Origin of the sequence: Halobacillus sp. H74 (assembly GCF_052246715.1) — a bacterium.
Lineage (GTDB): Bacteria > Bacillota > Bacilli > Bacillales > Halobacillaceae > Halobacillus > Halobacillus litoralis_A.
This window is the reverse complement of sequence record NZ_JBQQCI010000018.1, coordinates 1-14,814: the sequence shown is the minus strand read 5'-3', so window position 1 is coordinate 14,814 and position 14,814 is coordinate 1. Positions and strand designations below refer to the sequence as shown.

At 41.3% G+C, this 14,814-nt stretch carries 17 protein-coding genes; 7 read left to right on the top strand and 10 right to left on the bottom strand.

Features of this window, described 5'->3' with window-relative positions:
• Nucleotides 1-522: 522 nt before the first annotated feature.
• The 3 genes from ACTWPX_RS21540 to ACTWPX_RS21530 all read right to left on the bottom strand — a co-directional run bounded on the left by ACTWPX_RS21540 (nt 523) and on the right by ACTWPX_RS21530 (nt 2,721).
• Nucleotides 523-1,542 carry a MoeB/ThiF family adenylyltransferase gene (locus tag ACTWPX_RS21540; protein ID WP_443121477.1) on the bottom strand — a complete coding sequence of 340 codons (1,020 nt, stop codon included), beginning with the start codon at nt 1,540-1,542 and terminating at the stop codon, nt 523-525.
• 25 nt (nt 1,543-1,567) lie between these two features.
• Entirely contained in the window at nt 1,568-2,257 is a 690-nt protein-coding gene (locus ACTWPX_RS21535; RefSeq protein WP_443121476.1) for an SDR family NAD(P)-dependent oxidoreductase, read from the bottom strand.
• Nucleotides 2,258-2,565: 308 nt separating this feature from the next.
• Complete coding sequence (locus ACTWPX_RS21530) at nt 2,566-2,721, bottom strand: hypothetical protein (protein WP_164908535.1); 156 nt, start codon at nt 2,719-2,721, stop codon at nt 2,566-2,568.
• 293 nt (nt 2,722-3,014) lie between these two features.
• Here ACTWPX_RS21530 and ACTWPX_RS21525 point away from each other — a divergent pair, with 293 nt between their 5' ends.
• Together ACTWPX_RS21525 and ACTWPX_RS21520 are read left to right on the top strand one after the other, a co-directional pair.
• On the top strand, nt 3,015-3,572 hold the full coding sequence (locus ACTWPX_RS21525) for an NADPH-dependent FMN reductase (protein WP_443121475.1): 558 nt from the start codon (nt 3,015-3,017) through the stop codon (nt 3,570-3,572).
• Between the two features lie 102 nt (nt 3,573-3,674).
• The gene (locus ACTWPX_RS21520; RefSeq protein WP_128524826.1) at nt 3,675-3,992 is read left to right on the top strand and encodes a DUF3243 domain-containing protein; all 318 of its coding nucleotides are present in this window, start codon (nt 3,675-3,677) and stop codon (nt 3,990-3,992) included.
• A gap of 75 nt (nt 3,993-4,067) precedes the next feature.
• Here ACTWPX_RS21520 and ACTWPX_RS21515 read toward each other — a convergent pair whose 3' ends face one another.
• A complete protein-coding gene (locus ACTWPX_RS21515; RefSeq protein ID WP_128524827.1) occupies nt 4,068-4,829 on the bottom strand; it encodes a LysM peptidoglycan-binding domain-containing protein in 762 nt (253 codons plus the stop codon).
• 270 nt (nt 4,830-5,099) lie between these two features.
• Between ACTWPX_RS21515 and ACTWPX_RS21510 the strand changes: the two genes are divergently transcribed.
• Nucleotides 5,100-6,155, top strand: a complete 1,056-nt coding sequence (locus tag ACTWPX_RS21510; RefSeq protein WP_443121474.1) for a class I SAM-dependent methyltransferase — start codon at nt 5,100-5,102, stop codon at nt 6,153-6,155.
• 110 nt (nt 6,156-6,265) lie between these two features.
• On the opposite strand, the gene ACTWPX_RS21505 is transcribed toward ACTWPX_RS21510, so the two are convergent.
• Nucleotides 6,266-7,030 carry a MerR family transcriptional regulator gene (locus ACTWPX_RS21505; RefSeq protein ID WP_443121473.1) on the bottom strand — a complete coding sequence of 255 codons (765 nt, stop codon included), beginning with the start codon at nt 7,028-7,030 and terminating at the stop codon, nt 6,266-6,268.
• A gap of 179 nt (nt 7,031-7,209) precedes the next feature.
• On the opposite strand from ACTWPX_RS21505, the gene ACTWPX_RS21500 reads away from it, so the two are divergent.
• Entirely contained in the window at nt 7,210-7,680 is a 471-nt protein-coding gene (locus tag ACTWPX_RS21500; protein ID WP_128524829.1) for a DinB family protein, read from the top strand.
• Nucleotides 7,681-7,788: 108 nt separating this feature from the next.
• On the opposite strand, the gene ACTWPX_RS21495 is transcribed toward ACTWPX_RS21500, so the two are convergent.
• Nucleotides 7,789-8,490, bottom strand: a complete 702-nt coding sequence (locus ACTWPX_RS21495; protein ID WP_443121472.1) for a Type 1 glutamine amidotransferase-like domain-containing protein — start codon at nt 8,488-8,490, stop codon at nt 7,789-7,791.
• Entirely contained in the window at nt 8,487-9,407 is a 921-nt protein-coding gene (locus tag ACTWPX_RS21490; protein WP_443121471.1) for a formate/nitrite transporter family protein, read from the bottom strand. Before ACTWPX_RS21490 ends, ACTWPX_RS21495 begins: the two co-directional genes overlap by 4 nt.
• A 127-nt stretch (nt 9,408-9,534) precedes the next feature.
• Between ACTWPX_RS21490 and ACTWPX_RS21485 the strand changes: the two genes are divergently transcribed.
• A complete protein-coding gene (locus ACTWPX_RS21485) occupies nt 9,535-9,708 on the top strand; it encodes a hypothetical protein (RefSeq protein ID WP_164908536.1) in 174 nt (57 codons plus the stop codon).
• Nucleotides 9,709-10,079: 371 nt separating this feature from the next.
• Here ACTWPX_RS21485 and ACTWPX_RS21480 read toward each other — a convergent pair whose 3' ends face one another.
• The 3 genes from ACTWPX_RS21480 to ACTWPX_RS21470 are packed head-to-tail and all read right to left on the bottom strand — an operon-like array spanning nt 10,080 to nt 12,428.
• Nucleotides 10,080-10,535, bottom strand: a complete 456-nt coding sequence (locus ACTWPX_RS21480; RefSeq protein ID WP_128524832.1) for a DUF4064 domain-containing protein — start codon at nt 10,533-10,535, stop codon at nt 10,080-10,082.
• A gap of 17 nt (nt 10,536-10,552) precedes the next feature.
• Entirely contained in the window at nt 10,553-11,515 is a 963-nt protein-coding gene (locus ACTWPX_RS21475) for an ABC transporter permease (RefSeq protein WP_443121470.1), read from the bottom strand.
• A complete protein-coding gene (locus ACTWPX_RS21470; RefSeq protein ID WP_443121469.1) occupies nt 11,508-12,428 on the bottom strand; it encodes an ABC transporter ATP-binding protein in 921 nt (306 codons plus the stop codon). Before ACTWPX_RS21470 ends, ACTWPX_RS21475 begins: the two co-directional genes overlap by 8 nt.
• A 175-nt stretch (nt 12,429-12,603) precedes the next feature.
• On the opposite strand from ACTWPX_RS21470, the gene ACTWPX_RS21465 reads away from it, so the two are divergent.
• Both ACTWPX_RS21465 and ACTWPX_RS21460 read left to right on the top strand, forming a co-directional pair.
• Nucleotides 12,604-13,746: a conserved virulence factor C family protein gene (locus tag ACTWPX_RS21465; RefSeq protein WP_443121468.1), complete on the top strand. Its 1,143-nt coding sequence runs from the start codon at nt 12,604-12,606 to the stop codon at nt 13,744-13,746.
• A gap of 12 nt (nt 13,747-13,758) precedes the next feature.
• Complete coding sequence (locus ACTWPX_RS21460; RefSeq protein ID WP_443121467.1) at nt 13,759-14,187, top strand: BrxA/BrxB family bacilliredoxin; 429 nt, start codon at nt 13,759-13,761, stop codon at nt 14,185-14,187.
• Nucleotides 14,188-14,814 lie beyond the last annotated feature (627 nt).

The window sequence follows — 14,814 nt, the reverse complement described above, 5'->3', positions numbered from 1 at the left end:
TATAAGAAGAAATATCTTGACGTACTGGTTGGTTCGTTCAGTTTTCAAAGATCAAAATGTTGTTTGCCGCTTCAAAACAGCGACTTAATCAATATACCATGGCTAGTCGTTATCGTCAACAACTTTTCATGAATTATTTTGTCAGCCGTTTGCGGCTCGCCGCCTCTCTTAATGCGACAAGTAATAATATATCACGGCTATATCATTCATGCAATAGTTTTAAAGATACTTTTTTCATTCTTTGTAATTTCTTCTAAGCCAAAAATGAACATTCACAAGTTTCTTCCTTATTATAAGAAAACAAGGAAGAATCCTAAGGGGAAAACGCACTTCCTTTAAGCACGTTTTTAGTATCTGCCTCTACGCTTTCGCATGAATTTTTTGATGATCGGATAAATAATCGGTCCAAACTTGAATAATCGTCTCAGTAGTCTACCCATGATGAATTCTCCTTACTAAAATGTAATTATACTTATTCATACCCGAATGCCTTTCAGTACAAACAACAATTCACTTTTTATATCAACTGCCTAAGATTTTATGATAAAGATTTCTAGCTTCTGCGACATCCTTTGTTCCATGGATAAGCACTCTTCCATCTTTAAAGAAAACCATGCGATGACGCTCATCTTCATAGGTTAATAAAAATGGATTTTCCTTTACTTTGCTTTGGGGTAATCTTTGCTTCAAATCATTTAAATTTCGCTCTTTCTTATTCAGGGGACGAATTTGGACGGTATTACGGCCACAAAGAACAGCGACTTTCGTTTTTGTATCATTTAAAAGATATGGGTATGTCGGATGATCACCACAAGATGGACAATCGTGTTTTTTTGCATGGGATGTTTTTATATTCGTATAGTGATGGTTCCATAAATCGAATGTAATCAATCCTTTATTAATCGCTTTTTCGTCTTCCACTAACACCTTTAATGCTTCTACCACTTGATGAGCGGTGACCATTTGTACAGCTGGACTTATCACCCCGACTGTATCGCAAGTTGCTCCACCCAGAGGGACTGCCTCCATCAAACAATTCAAACACGGTGTAACACCAGGAAGAATGACGCAGCTCAAGCCATGGCTTCCTACACACCCTCCATAAATCCAAGGAATCTGGTTTTTTTGTGACATATCATTAATCAACATCCGCGTTTCAAAATTATCGGTACCATCCAAGATAAGGTCCACTCCAGTCACGAACTTTTCCAACTCTTCTCTTTGTACATCTGCGACATGGGTGGTGATCATCACTTCTGAATTTAATTGTTGCAGCCGATCTTTGGCCGCGACTGCTTTCGGCAAGCGATCCTTTGCATCTTTTTCTGTGAAAAGTTGTTGTCTTTGCAAATTACTTAACTCAACATAGTCCCGATCAATGATGGTGATGTTTCCGATTCCGGCACGCACCAGCTGTTCTGCACTGCTTGTACCTAATGCACCTGCACCAACCACCAAAACATGCTTTTCTTGCAACAGTTGTTGCCCCTTCTCTCCGATGGGGGCAAATAAATGTTGCTTGGCATACCTCTCTTCATTCAATAGTGAACATCTCCTTGAAAAAAATTCATCGCATGACACTACCACCGGAAATTTTCAAAGACTCTCCGATGATATTATAGGAAGCATCTGATAGAAGGTAGACAATGGAACGTGCTACTTCTTCTGGTTCACTGAGTTTCCCGGACGGGATTCCTTGTTCAGCAAGCTTCCTTTGTTCTTCATAACTTCTGCCTTCCCGTTCTCCTTTAGAGCTTATAGCTGCTTGTCCCATAGCTGTATCTACGTAGCCTGGACATACGGCATTCACACGGATGCCATTCTCGATTGCTTCTAAAGCAAACGATTGAGTAAAACCTATAATTGCAAATTTTGAAGCGCTGTATGCTGTGTTACTATGTGTACCGCGGAGCCCGGATAAGGATGAAAGGTTTACAATAGCTCCGACCCCTTGCTTTTTCATCTCTACATATACTTTCTGAGTGAATAGGACTGTCGAAAAGTAGTTCAATTCCATTACCTTACGCAAATCCTCTTCCTTTATGCTCTCCAACGGTCCTCCACCAATGACCCCAGCTGAATTGACCAAACCAGTAATAGGGCCAACTGAATCCATCGCCTCTTTTACCACTTTGTCACGGTCGAATTCTTCGTTCAAGTTTGCTTTACATAGGAAGATTTCTACCTCCCCATTTATAGTAGCACACTCTTTTTTCACCTGTTTTAACTTTTCTTCATTACGTCCTGTAAGGGTCACATGACCGCCAGCACGATCTCTTTCGCGGCTTCACGACCAATCCCACCTGTAGCTCCAGTAACAAGAACATGTTCATCTTTTAATGCATTTTCAGAAAAAAAACTCATTCTCAAACGCCTCCTTAGCGAATAACATATCCCCAACTGTTCGAACTTAAACTTTACGGAAGGGTTATTAAAATAAAAAATCAGCGCTCTACGACTGATTCAGTCATTTAGCGCTGATCCACGGGACACCTTTTTTTAAAAAGTCTGCCATGTTTATTCTCTTTTTATTTCTTCTCATAGCTGCCTTCACCACTTCAAATGTTATTTACGCTTATTGTTCTGCTTACGGAAAGAGAATAGGACCTTTCCACTCCGCGTGCGCTTAACACCTTTTGTTTTAGCTTGCGCTTGGCCTTCAGGAGTATTTTTGTAATCCTGATCGAATAGCTCGCGGGCTTTTGAATACAGCAGAGTCATAGTGGTGACCTCCTTTTCTTTATAGGATATGAAACGATTCCCCTTGATATTATTAGTAAAACGTCGTAAACGCAAGAAAAAAATATATTTTATCGGTTTTTTTCTTAATAAGGACTCTATACAAGAGGTTATAACCTCTTATCCATCCCTGAAGTGTTTGATTTCTAAACTTATTTCCTTTATAGAAGTCTGAAGATTTTCCAAACCTCAGACAGGATGAGCATAACATTAGGATGTTCCCGCTGCCCTTTTTATAATAGTAATGGGAAGAATTATAAAGAGGAGGATTTATGATGAAGGTAGCTGCCCTGGTGGGAAGCATTCGAAAAGATTCCTATAATATGAAGTTGACAACGTTTATGAAAGACCGTTATAAAGATCATTTAGATATAAAAATCGTCCAGATTCGTGACTTAGCGCATTACGACCAAGACATTGAATCCGAAGCCCCGGCTTCTGTCCAGAATTTCAAAGCACAACTTTCCGATGTTGATGCGTTCCTTGTGGTGACCCCTGAGTTCAATCACTCTATTCCTGGTGTATTGAAAAATGCTTTAGATTGGTTGTCGCGCGGAGAAAAAGAAATGGAAGGAAAACCTACTTTCATTGCTGGGGCTACAATGGGGATACTCGGAACTGTCCGTGCGCAAATGCATTTGCGTCAGATTTTAAATGCCCCGGGTATGGGAGCCCAAGTTCTACCAGGGAATGAAATTTTAGTGGGGCAGGTCCAGAATAAGATGGATGAACATGGACAATTAACAGATCAAAAGACTATTGATTTCATCGATGGTGTAGTGGATACATTCGTTAGCTATGCGGGAGAAAAGTTCTCGCAGGCCACCGTATGACTAAGATATGAAGACTCCTGAGCTTGTGCGCTCAGGAGCCTTTTATGTTTGGTCTCATTTAACCACGGGAATGTTTCCCTATAATCCAAAGGAGGTTTTTTAATGAATGAAAATAAAGAGTTAAATAAAATGGAATCGAAAGCAGCAAATATCAGTGAAGAAAAGAAAGAGGACATTCTTGAGAACTTCAATCAATTCGCAAGTTTCTTAGGAAGTAAAGTCAGTAAAGCTGAAAAAGTAGGGATGAGTGAAGAAGCCTTGGCCCAAAGCGCGGAGAAAGTAGCGAATTACTTGGCCGAACATGAAGAACCTAAAAACCGCGAAGAACAATTATTACGTGAAATTTGGAAAAATGGAGAAAAAGAAGAACAGCATGCATTAGCCCATATGTTAGTACGCATGGTTCAAGATTATAAGTAATAAAACCTTTAACGCATACGGTTATTTCACAAAAGAGGCGATCCTACAACGAATCGCCTCTTTTCATTTATAATATTATTCATATACTTTAACTTCTACAGTTTTACGACCGAAGTCTAGGGCATCGGATTGTTCTGGAATGAATACATCGATACGGTTGCCATTGATCGCACCACCGACGTCGCCAGCTACTGCTTTACCATAGCCTTCTACATATACTTCAGATCCGAGTGGGATGACATCTGGATCTACTGCAACCACTTTCTGATCAGGGTTCGCATTAAGATCGATACCTGTATACGTTGTACCAGAGCAACCTTCACAGGAAGCGGTATAAGCTGTCGCTTCCATTGTCAGCGTTTTAGCTACTCCATCATCAGCTGGTTGGCTGGATGTCTGTTTTGCCTCTGCTTCTTCTTCAGCAGGTGCAGGGTTTTGATCTACTTTTTTGTTAGGACCATTCAGAGACAGTTCTTGTTGTGGAACGATTAGATTATCCTGAAGACCGTTCCAATCTTTCAATTGATCCACACTTACACCGTTTGCTTGACCGATGCTGTAGAGTGTATCACCAGATTTTACTACATGTACATTATTATCGGAAGATGTCGGTTGCCCATCCGCTTGTCCATTTATAGAAAGGGTTTGGTTTGGAAAAATCAAATTAGAATTAAGACCGTTTTCGCTTTTTATATCTTGAACAGATACTCCATAATCTTGTGCTATTCCCCATAGAGTATCACCTTTTTCTACTTTAAGTTCATCTGCACTTACTGTTGTTGCTGTTACTGCCGAAACCGACGCTACCGCTGCCAAAGAAACTATTGTTTTTTTCATAATTTATTTCCTCCTCGGTAAACAGTCATTCTTTGCTCACCGCTTCATGGATGAACTCTGTTTAAAATCACAATCCCTACTCTAACACGTGTAGAGAAAATGCCAATAACAGGACAGTCACAATTATTTTTCAAACATTACATTGTTCTTACTTCATTGTAATATAGCGGTCTCAAAGACATTTATTTCCTATTAAATACCTCATCCACTTTTGCAAGCGCTTTCATTTTCGGTTATAGTAGATAAAAATAAGGATGGGGTGTTTCGAAGGTGTTGAAAGAACATATGTTTAACTCTCTTCAGCAAAAACCTTACTCAAAAGAACACGTGGGCCTTACGTATTTAAACCCACAATACCGTGTTGATCTAAGGCGTTTATCAGAAAAGGAGTACAATAAGTTCGTCAGTATAAACACCGTTTCAGACTGGTCACAGCTTTCGTGGAAAAAGGTCGGGAAGCCTTATGAAGTAACAACCTATTCAAAGAAACGTATAGACTGGGAAGAACACAATGAAAGAACAATGGATCCACACACTTCCTGGACCTATTTTAATAAAGCCTTCCATGAATGGTTCATCAAAGACGTACCAGAAGAAAAAAATAAAGCAAAGAAACACTTCGTCAAAAGCCTCCGCTCTTTTCGACCAAGGGAAATAAAACATGCTCTTAGTGGTGTCGCTCAATTGCAGTTATGGAACTACGTTCACCGCATCCAGGATGGAATTTGGGACCCCCGGGGTAAAAGAGCCTTATTCGAAGGCCTTCATTTGCAAAAGCCACGCATTCTTTTTCTAGGGGCTGCAGAGGGCTATGAAGCGATGCAACTTGGTGCTATGTACCCGGGAGCAGAAATTGTCATGGTTGATTATGATGAATATTGCAAAACGACTCGATTTGCAGAATTTCCAGAAACCTACCCATTCCTGGGGGAAAACCCTAGAACAGGAAGTTGGCAGGTCATTTATAAAGATGAGATGAATATCGAGTACATTGTTGACGATATTCGCAACCTCGATTTTGGTAAAGAGTTCGATATAGTCCTTTCTGTAGGATTGCTTGAGCATTTTCCTGATGAGTATAAACCAGAAGTTGCAGACTGGCACCGCCGCTTTCTGAAGGATGGTGGTTATGCCATTTTGACAACTCCTCGTAACCAAATACGTTCAAAGCTTTACTATCGGGTGATGGCAGATGTCATGAACCATACGTACCGTGAACTGATGACCGTCGAACAGATGGGTCTCTATATGTATGAAAGTGGATTCAATATTCTACGACATGGATATATCAAGGTTCACAACGGATTGGTTTGTCAACCACGTTAATAAAGGGGCCATGCATAGGCCCCTTTATTAACTGTTTGTACAGCGTACATTATCCATTTATATACAGCCTTGAAAGTTTTGTGCTGCAACAGTAGACATCAGCAGCTCACTCAGCCATCCAGTCTGTCACAGTAGATATGCATGGCATCACGTAAAAATACGGCGTATCCTTCTGCCCATTTGTCGATGTTTTTCGTAAACCGTGGATCGTTCACATACATATCGGCAAGTCCACGGAAGATTTCCGTATTACATTCATAGAAATAATCAGTGATATGCTGCCGCTTTTCCCCGATGAGACGTTGAACCTCTTTATCCTCCGGTCCTTGACTCATCCGGTCCACGATTTGGCGGTCGATCTCGTTGCTCTCTTCCTGTATTCTCTTCCAGTCTTCATCGGTATAGGAAGATGTTTTCCTTTTTGACTCTTTATAGGCATCGGTGTGCCCCCATCTTTCCTTCACTTCTCTTTCATATTTTTTCTGATGTTCTTCAATTTGCCTTCTATCAAATGGCTTGAAGCGATCCTCATTAGCCATATTCTCTCCTCCTTGTACAGACTCCAGCGTTTGGTCCACAGAGTGGATGATCCGCTCAAGCCGTATCTTTTTCTCCATTAATATTTCCTTGTGATTAGACAGAGCTTGCTTCTCATCAAAATGCGGATCGTCAAGGATCTTCTTGATTTTTTGCAATGAGAAATCCATCTCTTTGAAAAAAAGAATCTGCTGCAACCGAGCCATCCCTTCTTCTCCATATAAACGGTAACCTTTTTCGGTAACATGCTGAGGGGACAGCAGGCCGATATGATCGTAATGGTGCAGTGTGCGCACACTGACACCGGCAATCTTTGCAACTTCCTTCACTTTATACATGGGTGATCACCTCACTTAAAAACATAACCTATAACGTTACGTTAGAGTCAACGAATTATCGGAAAAAATTTTTACGCATTTTTCGTCGTTTGTTGTTGCTTTTTGCTAAGAAAAGGGATTTAGTCAAACCTCGGAGAAATAGATTACCTATACCACATTTTAAATAAGGTTGTGTTCTTATGAATATGTATTGTCAGAGCGCTTTTCATCAATTAGAAATCGTCATTGCTTCCATATCGGAAATGGTTGGGCAGCTTTCAGAAGAAGACCTCAAGTTGCGCCCCACCCCTGGGAAGTATTCCATCGGAGAATTGCTCGAACATATCGCCTCCATTCCAGCGGCCGATGGGCACATTGCCGAAGGAGCTTCGAAAGAGGAAATGGAACGCTTCTATGAAACGATATCCATGAGCTCTAAAGAAGAAATCCTCGACAAATTATTCGAACATTTTTCCCAATTAAAGGCACAATTCGAGAATTATACCGAAGAGCACCTTTACACTGAATCCACCTCCTGGTGGGGCGTAACAAATAAACGTTATGAATGGCTGCTGCAAATTGTCGCACATATGTATCATCACCGTGGTCAATTGCACGCCATGCTTGTTCACACCTATAAAAAAGACCCTGAAATTCTACTGTTTGAGTGATCATTCTATCTCTAACTATTCTTACCGATTTCTACCACCTCAGGTCATCCATTTTTTGGTATTTTCAACAGAAAGATCCCGTGCCATGCAGACACGGGATCTTTCTTTTTATTCATAGCCAAGATATTCAATTTCCAAAGGTTTTTCTAATAATTTTTCTTCTTTCTGAGTTACAAAAAACCCCTTAGATTCTTCTCTGGAACTTACGACTTTCATGGGCTTTCCATCAACGAAATGAACCGCTACCCCGTCATAAAGTCCATACCCCGGAAGAATCGCTCCTTCTTCTACATACGCTGTGTATGATGGGCGGCGTTCCTTTTCACCATCATAATGAGGGCAGCAACTCCCAGAGAGAAACCCTAAACCCGCAAGCGGCTCCAAGTGATCGCCGTAGGAATCCGTCAGACCTTCTTCAAACCAGCAGATTGCCCCTGCACTAAGCCCGGCTAATAAAACCCCTTTATCCAAGGCTTCTTTCAATATTTCATCAATACCCCATGCTCTCCATAAAATAAGCATATTTTTCGTCGATCCACCACCAACATAAATAATGTCCTGGGATAACAGAAGTTTGCGTAAATCCTCAGAAGGGGGCGAGAATAAGGAAAGATGTGTCGGCTCACAACTCATTTTTCCAAAGAAGCTATAAAACCTTTCAATATAGCCTTGCGCATCTCCACTGGCAGTCGGAAGAAAACAAATTTTGGGGTTCGTCTTCCCCACCTGGGCAAGAACATATTCATCTAACAATGGGTTTTCAGGTTCCATAGAAAAACCACCGCCCCCCATAGCTATGATTTGTTTCATAATGTCCTCCTTTCTTTTTGTTTCTTTTTCCCTAATGATGTTTGGATATCTTCTTTATACGCGTAAGAGAATAATAACGAGACGAGTATCCCTCCACCGATCAAGTTCCCGATACTTGCTGGAACGAGATTAAATAGAATATATTCATACCAAGTATATTTGTCGGACGCTAGAAAGCCCATACTGAAGTAGCCCATATTCGCAGCACTGTGCTGGAAGTTACCAGCGACGAACAATACTACAGGAAGCATCGTTCCTAAAATTTTTCCTGTAATATCACGAGCGGCTGTAGTTAAGAAAGCAGCCATTCCTATCAGCCAGTTCGCCAATATTCCTGAAACTAAAACTTCAAACCAGCCTTTGATTCCATAGTCCATGAATTTCATCTTATGATCCAGGTACTTGGTTAACTCAGGATAAAATGTATCGGATAAGGAACCTGACATTTGAATCAGGCCTGCGACGATAAACGCCCCTAAAATATTTCCGATATAGGCTGAAGCCCAAAACTTATATATATTCGATTTCATTAAACCTGATTTGTTGAACAAATAAGATGGTAACAGGACGTTGATTTCCGTGAATAAAACGGAACCAGAAATGAATACCATCGAGTAACCTGCTGCAAAACCCAAGCCTGACAGCAAATGATAAATTCCCTTCGCTTCCACTCCCACTGCAAGAAGTACAGAAAATACCGCTCCAAAGGTCATAAAAGAACCAGCTGTCAGAGCCAATAATAATTGAGCACGGAAAGGTTTATTTAAATGGTCCCTGCCTTTTTCCCCGAATTCATCAACAATTTGCGATGGAATATAAAACTGGCGACCTGGTTGATCTATTTTCACATCACTGCGCTGTTCTGTTTCAATGTTTTCATTTCTCTCTTTCATTTTTGCTTCTTCATCACTCGCCATTTCTAATCCCTCCAATGATACCCCCATTCCCCTTTGTTAAAAATCATAATCTAGCTTGTATAACATTTAACAACTGAAGCAGATTAAGACCAATGATAAAAATACAAACGGAGGGAGACAGTTCAGGATGCCAAGAGATCAAGTATGCCTCGCATGTGGTGGAGAAGGACTTCTGATGGATGATGAAGAATGGAAATACAAGTGTAAAATATGTGGCGGCAGTGGATACCAATCTCAAGATGGACGTGTCTATAACCGTCAAGTTGCCGATGTAGATGAAATGAACAGAATTTTGGATTGAATGACCATATTGAGGTACAGACAAATCTGATCCCATAGTCAGTGAAAGTTTCAAATAAAGCAGATTTCAGCCATCAGAGTTGAATAGACCGCAACACAAACCTTTACTTACAACATAACCCGACCCTGATGCCTGGGAGTACAAAAATAGAGCGCCTGGAAAACTCCTTGCGCTCTTTTTCTACTTTCTTATCTTACAAGCTGACCTTCACCCATTCCTTCTAAAAACAGATCCCACTGCCCCCCCCCCCGTCCTCTATAAGGAATAAGCTTTTGCCAACGGCATCCCCACGGAAACACTTGTAAACCTTCCATCTCATTCAAATAAAAAAGACACAGCCCCTTTTCAAGGACTATGTCTCACGTCAATGATTAATAATTGATGGTTGCTCCTTCTTCCACTGGTGTTTTCGGCTTACGAGCGAGAGCTACAATACCAGCTATCAAGTATGCAACACCACCGAATAACCCCATACCGAATGTGGCAAATGTCATAATGATCGCTGTGATGATTAAAATGATTCCTGCTGCTTTCGGTTTTTTGTTCCCTTTAAGAAAGACAGCAGAGAGAATACCTAATCCAATGGCAATGATTGCTGCAATCATTGCGAACAGTGCAAAAGAACCCAACATGTTAATCATTTCTCCGATATTGATACCGCCCGCTCCACCTTCCGCTTGCATTTCAGGGGAGTTCATGAAGCTTTCCATCTCTTGCTTAAATTGTTCGTTGTCCTTCATGTTCAACATGAGTCCACTCAGAAGCACGGGTAGACCAAAAAGAACCATCCCGATGACTGATATGACGATTTCGACTGTACGTTTCATTTTTTTACCTCCTTATGTTATGCACCCGCTACATCTCGTTTAGTGAAGAAGAGCCAGGATAAAAACATGAATATTATATAATATACCGCTAACACAGCGACGGAAAACCATAAAGTGGTATCAAAGAAGGGGGACCCTTCCACATACTGTGTCAAATCTGTATTGGCGAACAAAATATATTTCGCCCATTCTTTATTCATAAGGAATACGACAATGGAACTTCCAGCCATCATCAGGAAGATCGCTACCCCGATCGCTAAAGAAGTATTTCTGAAGACTGCTGAAATCATAAACGCGAACGTAGCCATCATCAATAATTCTACAGAGCTGAGCAGGTATTGGGAAACCGTATGTGAAAAGATTCCTGCCTGTGTGATTTCACCCGCCTGTTCGAACACATAAATTTGTGAAAATCCGTCTATACCGAATAAAAGCAATCCGACGAGAAAAGATAATGCATACAAAAATATCAACATCGCCAGAGCGTAAATCAGGACAGCGACATATTTGGAGAAGAGAATCTTTGTCCTGGAAATTGGCCGGATCAATAAAAGCTTGATCGTCCCCCAGCGAAATTCATTAGCCGTAATCCCTGCCGCTACAATAATTGTAAATAAACTGACCATTGCAACGAGTCCGCGATTATCCCGGATGAAATTCCATGCGTCATACTCTGTCGGTTTAATATCGTTAGCGATACGATATTCGTTCTCCTCTATGTTCATGTATCCAGGATACTTAATTTCTTGTGAGCCCCCTGCTTCTTCTGGAGGACTACTCAACGCTTCATTTTGTTCTTGCAGTTCCTGTTTCCAATCATCCCCTGTCGGGACGGCACCGCCAAGCATAGTAGCATCTACCTTCATGAATGTACCAAAGGCAATGATAAGAAGTCCTAAAATAATCATCATGATCCATGTACTCTTCTGTGAATAAAGTTTCATATTTTCATTTTTGACAAGCTGGACAAAATTACTCAATCGATCCCTCTCCAATCAAATCTAAGAATTTCTCTTCGAGTGTTGAACGATTGACATTCACACCGTAAATATCAATGCTATTTTCGACAAGACCAGAAATGAGACGAGGAATTTCTTCTTTTTCTACAGTGAACACCAGTGCCTCATGATTAATTCTCACGTCTGAATCCGTTAAATTTTCTAACACCACTTTCGCTTCCTTCAGCGGAGCAGCCTCAATCGAGACTTCTTTCTGAGTCGTTTCCTGCAAGGCATCTTCGACCGTTTGAATCGAAATCAATTCACCATTCTTAATGATACCGATCCGATCACACATCATCTCCATCTCTGATAAGATGTGGCTTGAAACGATGACGGCTACCCCCTCTTCAGCTGCTAATCTTCTTATATACGCACGAATCTCCCTGATTCCTGAAGGATCCAATCCGTTTGTGGGTTCATCCAGAATCAATACAGATGGATTATGTAAAAGCGCCTGGGCGATTCCAAGTCTTTGACGCATCCCTAATGAGTATTTCCCGACTTTATCATTGATTCTTTTCTCCAAACCCACTAATTCGACAACTTGGTGGATCCTGTCTTTTGAAATGCCGGGCATCATACGTGCATAGTGCAATAAATTCTTCCACCCGCTCATGAACGGGTACATTTCCGGATTTTCAACAATCCCCCCGACATGTCGTACCGCTTTTTTGAAATCATCATTCACACTATGACCTTTGATGATTACATCCCCTTCGGTCATCTTCATCAGACCGACCATCATGCGGATGGTCGTCGTTTTACCAGCCCCGTTAGGACCGAGAAATCCAAATACTTCACCACTATAAATGTTAAAATCCAATCCCTTGATGATCGGATTTTTGCCGATAGTCTTCTTTACCTGTTTCAACTGCATTACGGGTTCAGACAACACAACCCCTCCTTTTTTTTCAACACACTTAGTTTACGGTATAAAAAGCCATCGGTTTCATCATTTAATAATTTTTTTACAAAGTTCGTAAACATTTGTTCAACACCCCTCCGTGGATGCCTCCCCTAATCTTTGTTAGAATGGGAAGGAAAAGAGAGTTTAGGGGGAATGATAAATGAAGATCGTATCAATCGAACCGACGCCTAGCCCGAACTCAATGAAAATCAACTTGAATGAGACCCTCCCTGATGGTGAAACTCATAATTATAAAAAAGGAGACCAGCTTGAAGATGCTCCTGATTTTATTCAGCAATTGTTTGAGGTTGAGGGGGTCAAAGGGCTCTACCATGTCACAGATTTCATCGCTTTAGAAAGAAATGCCCGTATTTCATGGGAGGTCATCCTTCCAGAAGTGCGAAGTGTTTTCGGATCTGCTGCTGATGACCAATCTTCTTCAGCAGCAGTGGAAGAACCTGGAGATCCTTTTGGAGAAGTGCGAGTATTTGTACAAATGTTTCGGGGGCTGCCCATGCAGGTCAAGCTTGAAGAAGGCGAAGAAGAAACCCGCGTCGCCCTACCTGAACGATTTATGGAAGCTGCTATGGAGGCATCACCAGCGTCCCCAAACATGATCATGGAACGCAAATGGGTGGAACAAAGTCCTCGTTATGGAGAGGTAAAGGAAATCGGTGAACAAGTAAAAGAGGAAATTGCAGCAAGCTATGACAAAGAACGACTAGAAAACCTTGTTAAACAAGCGTTTGATCAAGAATCGGAAACTGTCGAAGCGAGCGAAGAAAAGTCGAGGATCACAATAGAAACATTGGATCATGAAGACTGGAAAGTACGTTATGCAGCTCTTGATCGAATGGATCCGACTGCTGATGATTACCGTTTGCTGGATAAAGCTTTAGATGATGAGAAAGCGTCCATCCGCCGACTTGCAACAGCATATTTAGGCATGATCGAAGAAATTGAAACTTTACCATATCTCTATAAAGCATTAAATGACAAATCAGTCACGGTCCGCCGGACAGCCGGAGACTGCCTTTCAGACTTAGGCTTTAAAGAAGCTTTACCAAAAATGATTGAATCGCTCTCGGATTCGAACAAGCTCGTCCGTTGGCGTGCCGCTATGTTTTTATATGAACTTGGTGATGAATCGGCACTCCCAGCGTTGAAAGAAGCTGTCGATGACCCTGAGTTTGAAGTCCGCATGCAAGTAAACATGGCAATCGAACGAATTGAAGGTGGCGAAGAGGCAAAAGGCTCTGTATGGCACCAAATGACCCAAGCTACAAAGAAGAAACAACAATAGGAGGTTTTTACGATGAATCCATATGAAGCGTATATGAAAGAGATTTCCCAGCCTATGAGAGATGAACTGACCAATGCAGGTTTTGCTGAACTGACTACACCTGAAGAAGTGGATACATTCATTAGTGAAACTAAAGGTACTTCTTTAGTCGTCATCAACTCCGTGTGTGGATGTGCAGCTGGCCTTGCTCGCCCTGCTGCAAGAGAATCATTGAACAATGAAAAACGTCCTCAACACCTCGTCACTGTATTTGCCGGGCAGGACCGCGAAGCAACTGCACGCATGAGAGATTACCTAGAAGGATACGAACCCTCCTCCCCTTCTATGGCCTTACTGAAAGACGGCCAAGTCCTGCACTTCATTCCAAGAGAAGAAATCGAGGACTATGAAGTAGAAGAAATCGTAGAAAACCTGACAAAAGCTTATAATCAAAATTGTTAATACAAAACCGCACGCGCCTTGAAAAGCCTCAACATGCTTAAGCAAACCTTTGAAGTGGCTGTTTTTTGCCACAGCAAAAGACGAACAATAGGGTGGAATGGATCAAATGGAGCGTAGGCAACATTCGTAGACTCCCTCCGGAAAAGTTGATACATCAAGGGTTATAAGCTGTTTTTATCAATTGAAAAAATTTTTATGCTCCAAAGACCCATTAGGATATTCCTTTCCTTCAAAATAAAGTAAGTTATGATTACGCGTTGCGTTTCCTACCGACAAGCGATTCGTGAGAAGCAACAACAAACTTTAACAGCTCCTCTAGATTGAGAAGGGTTTTTCAGTGACCACAAGTATGTTGCCGGAGCGGCATATGCATTTATTGCTTCATAAAGAAAACCCGAACGAAAAAAATTTCGTTCGGGTTTTCTAGCGGAAAAATTCTTTTGTCCCAGCCTCTTTCCTACGATTAGTCAAGTATAGGCTGATAAGGAGTTGCTTCTTATTTTTTTCCATAGGAAATACACCTCAGTTGTTTTACTTTTTTACTGAGGTAGGTCGTTCATGGTAAACTATAATTACTGGTCCATAGAGACCGCATACGAGTAATCGTACTTTGTATTTTTCCTGACC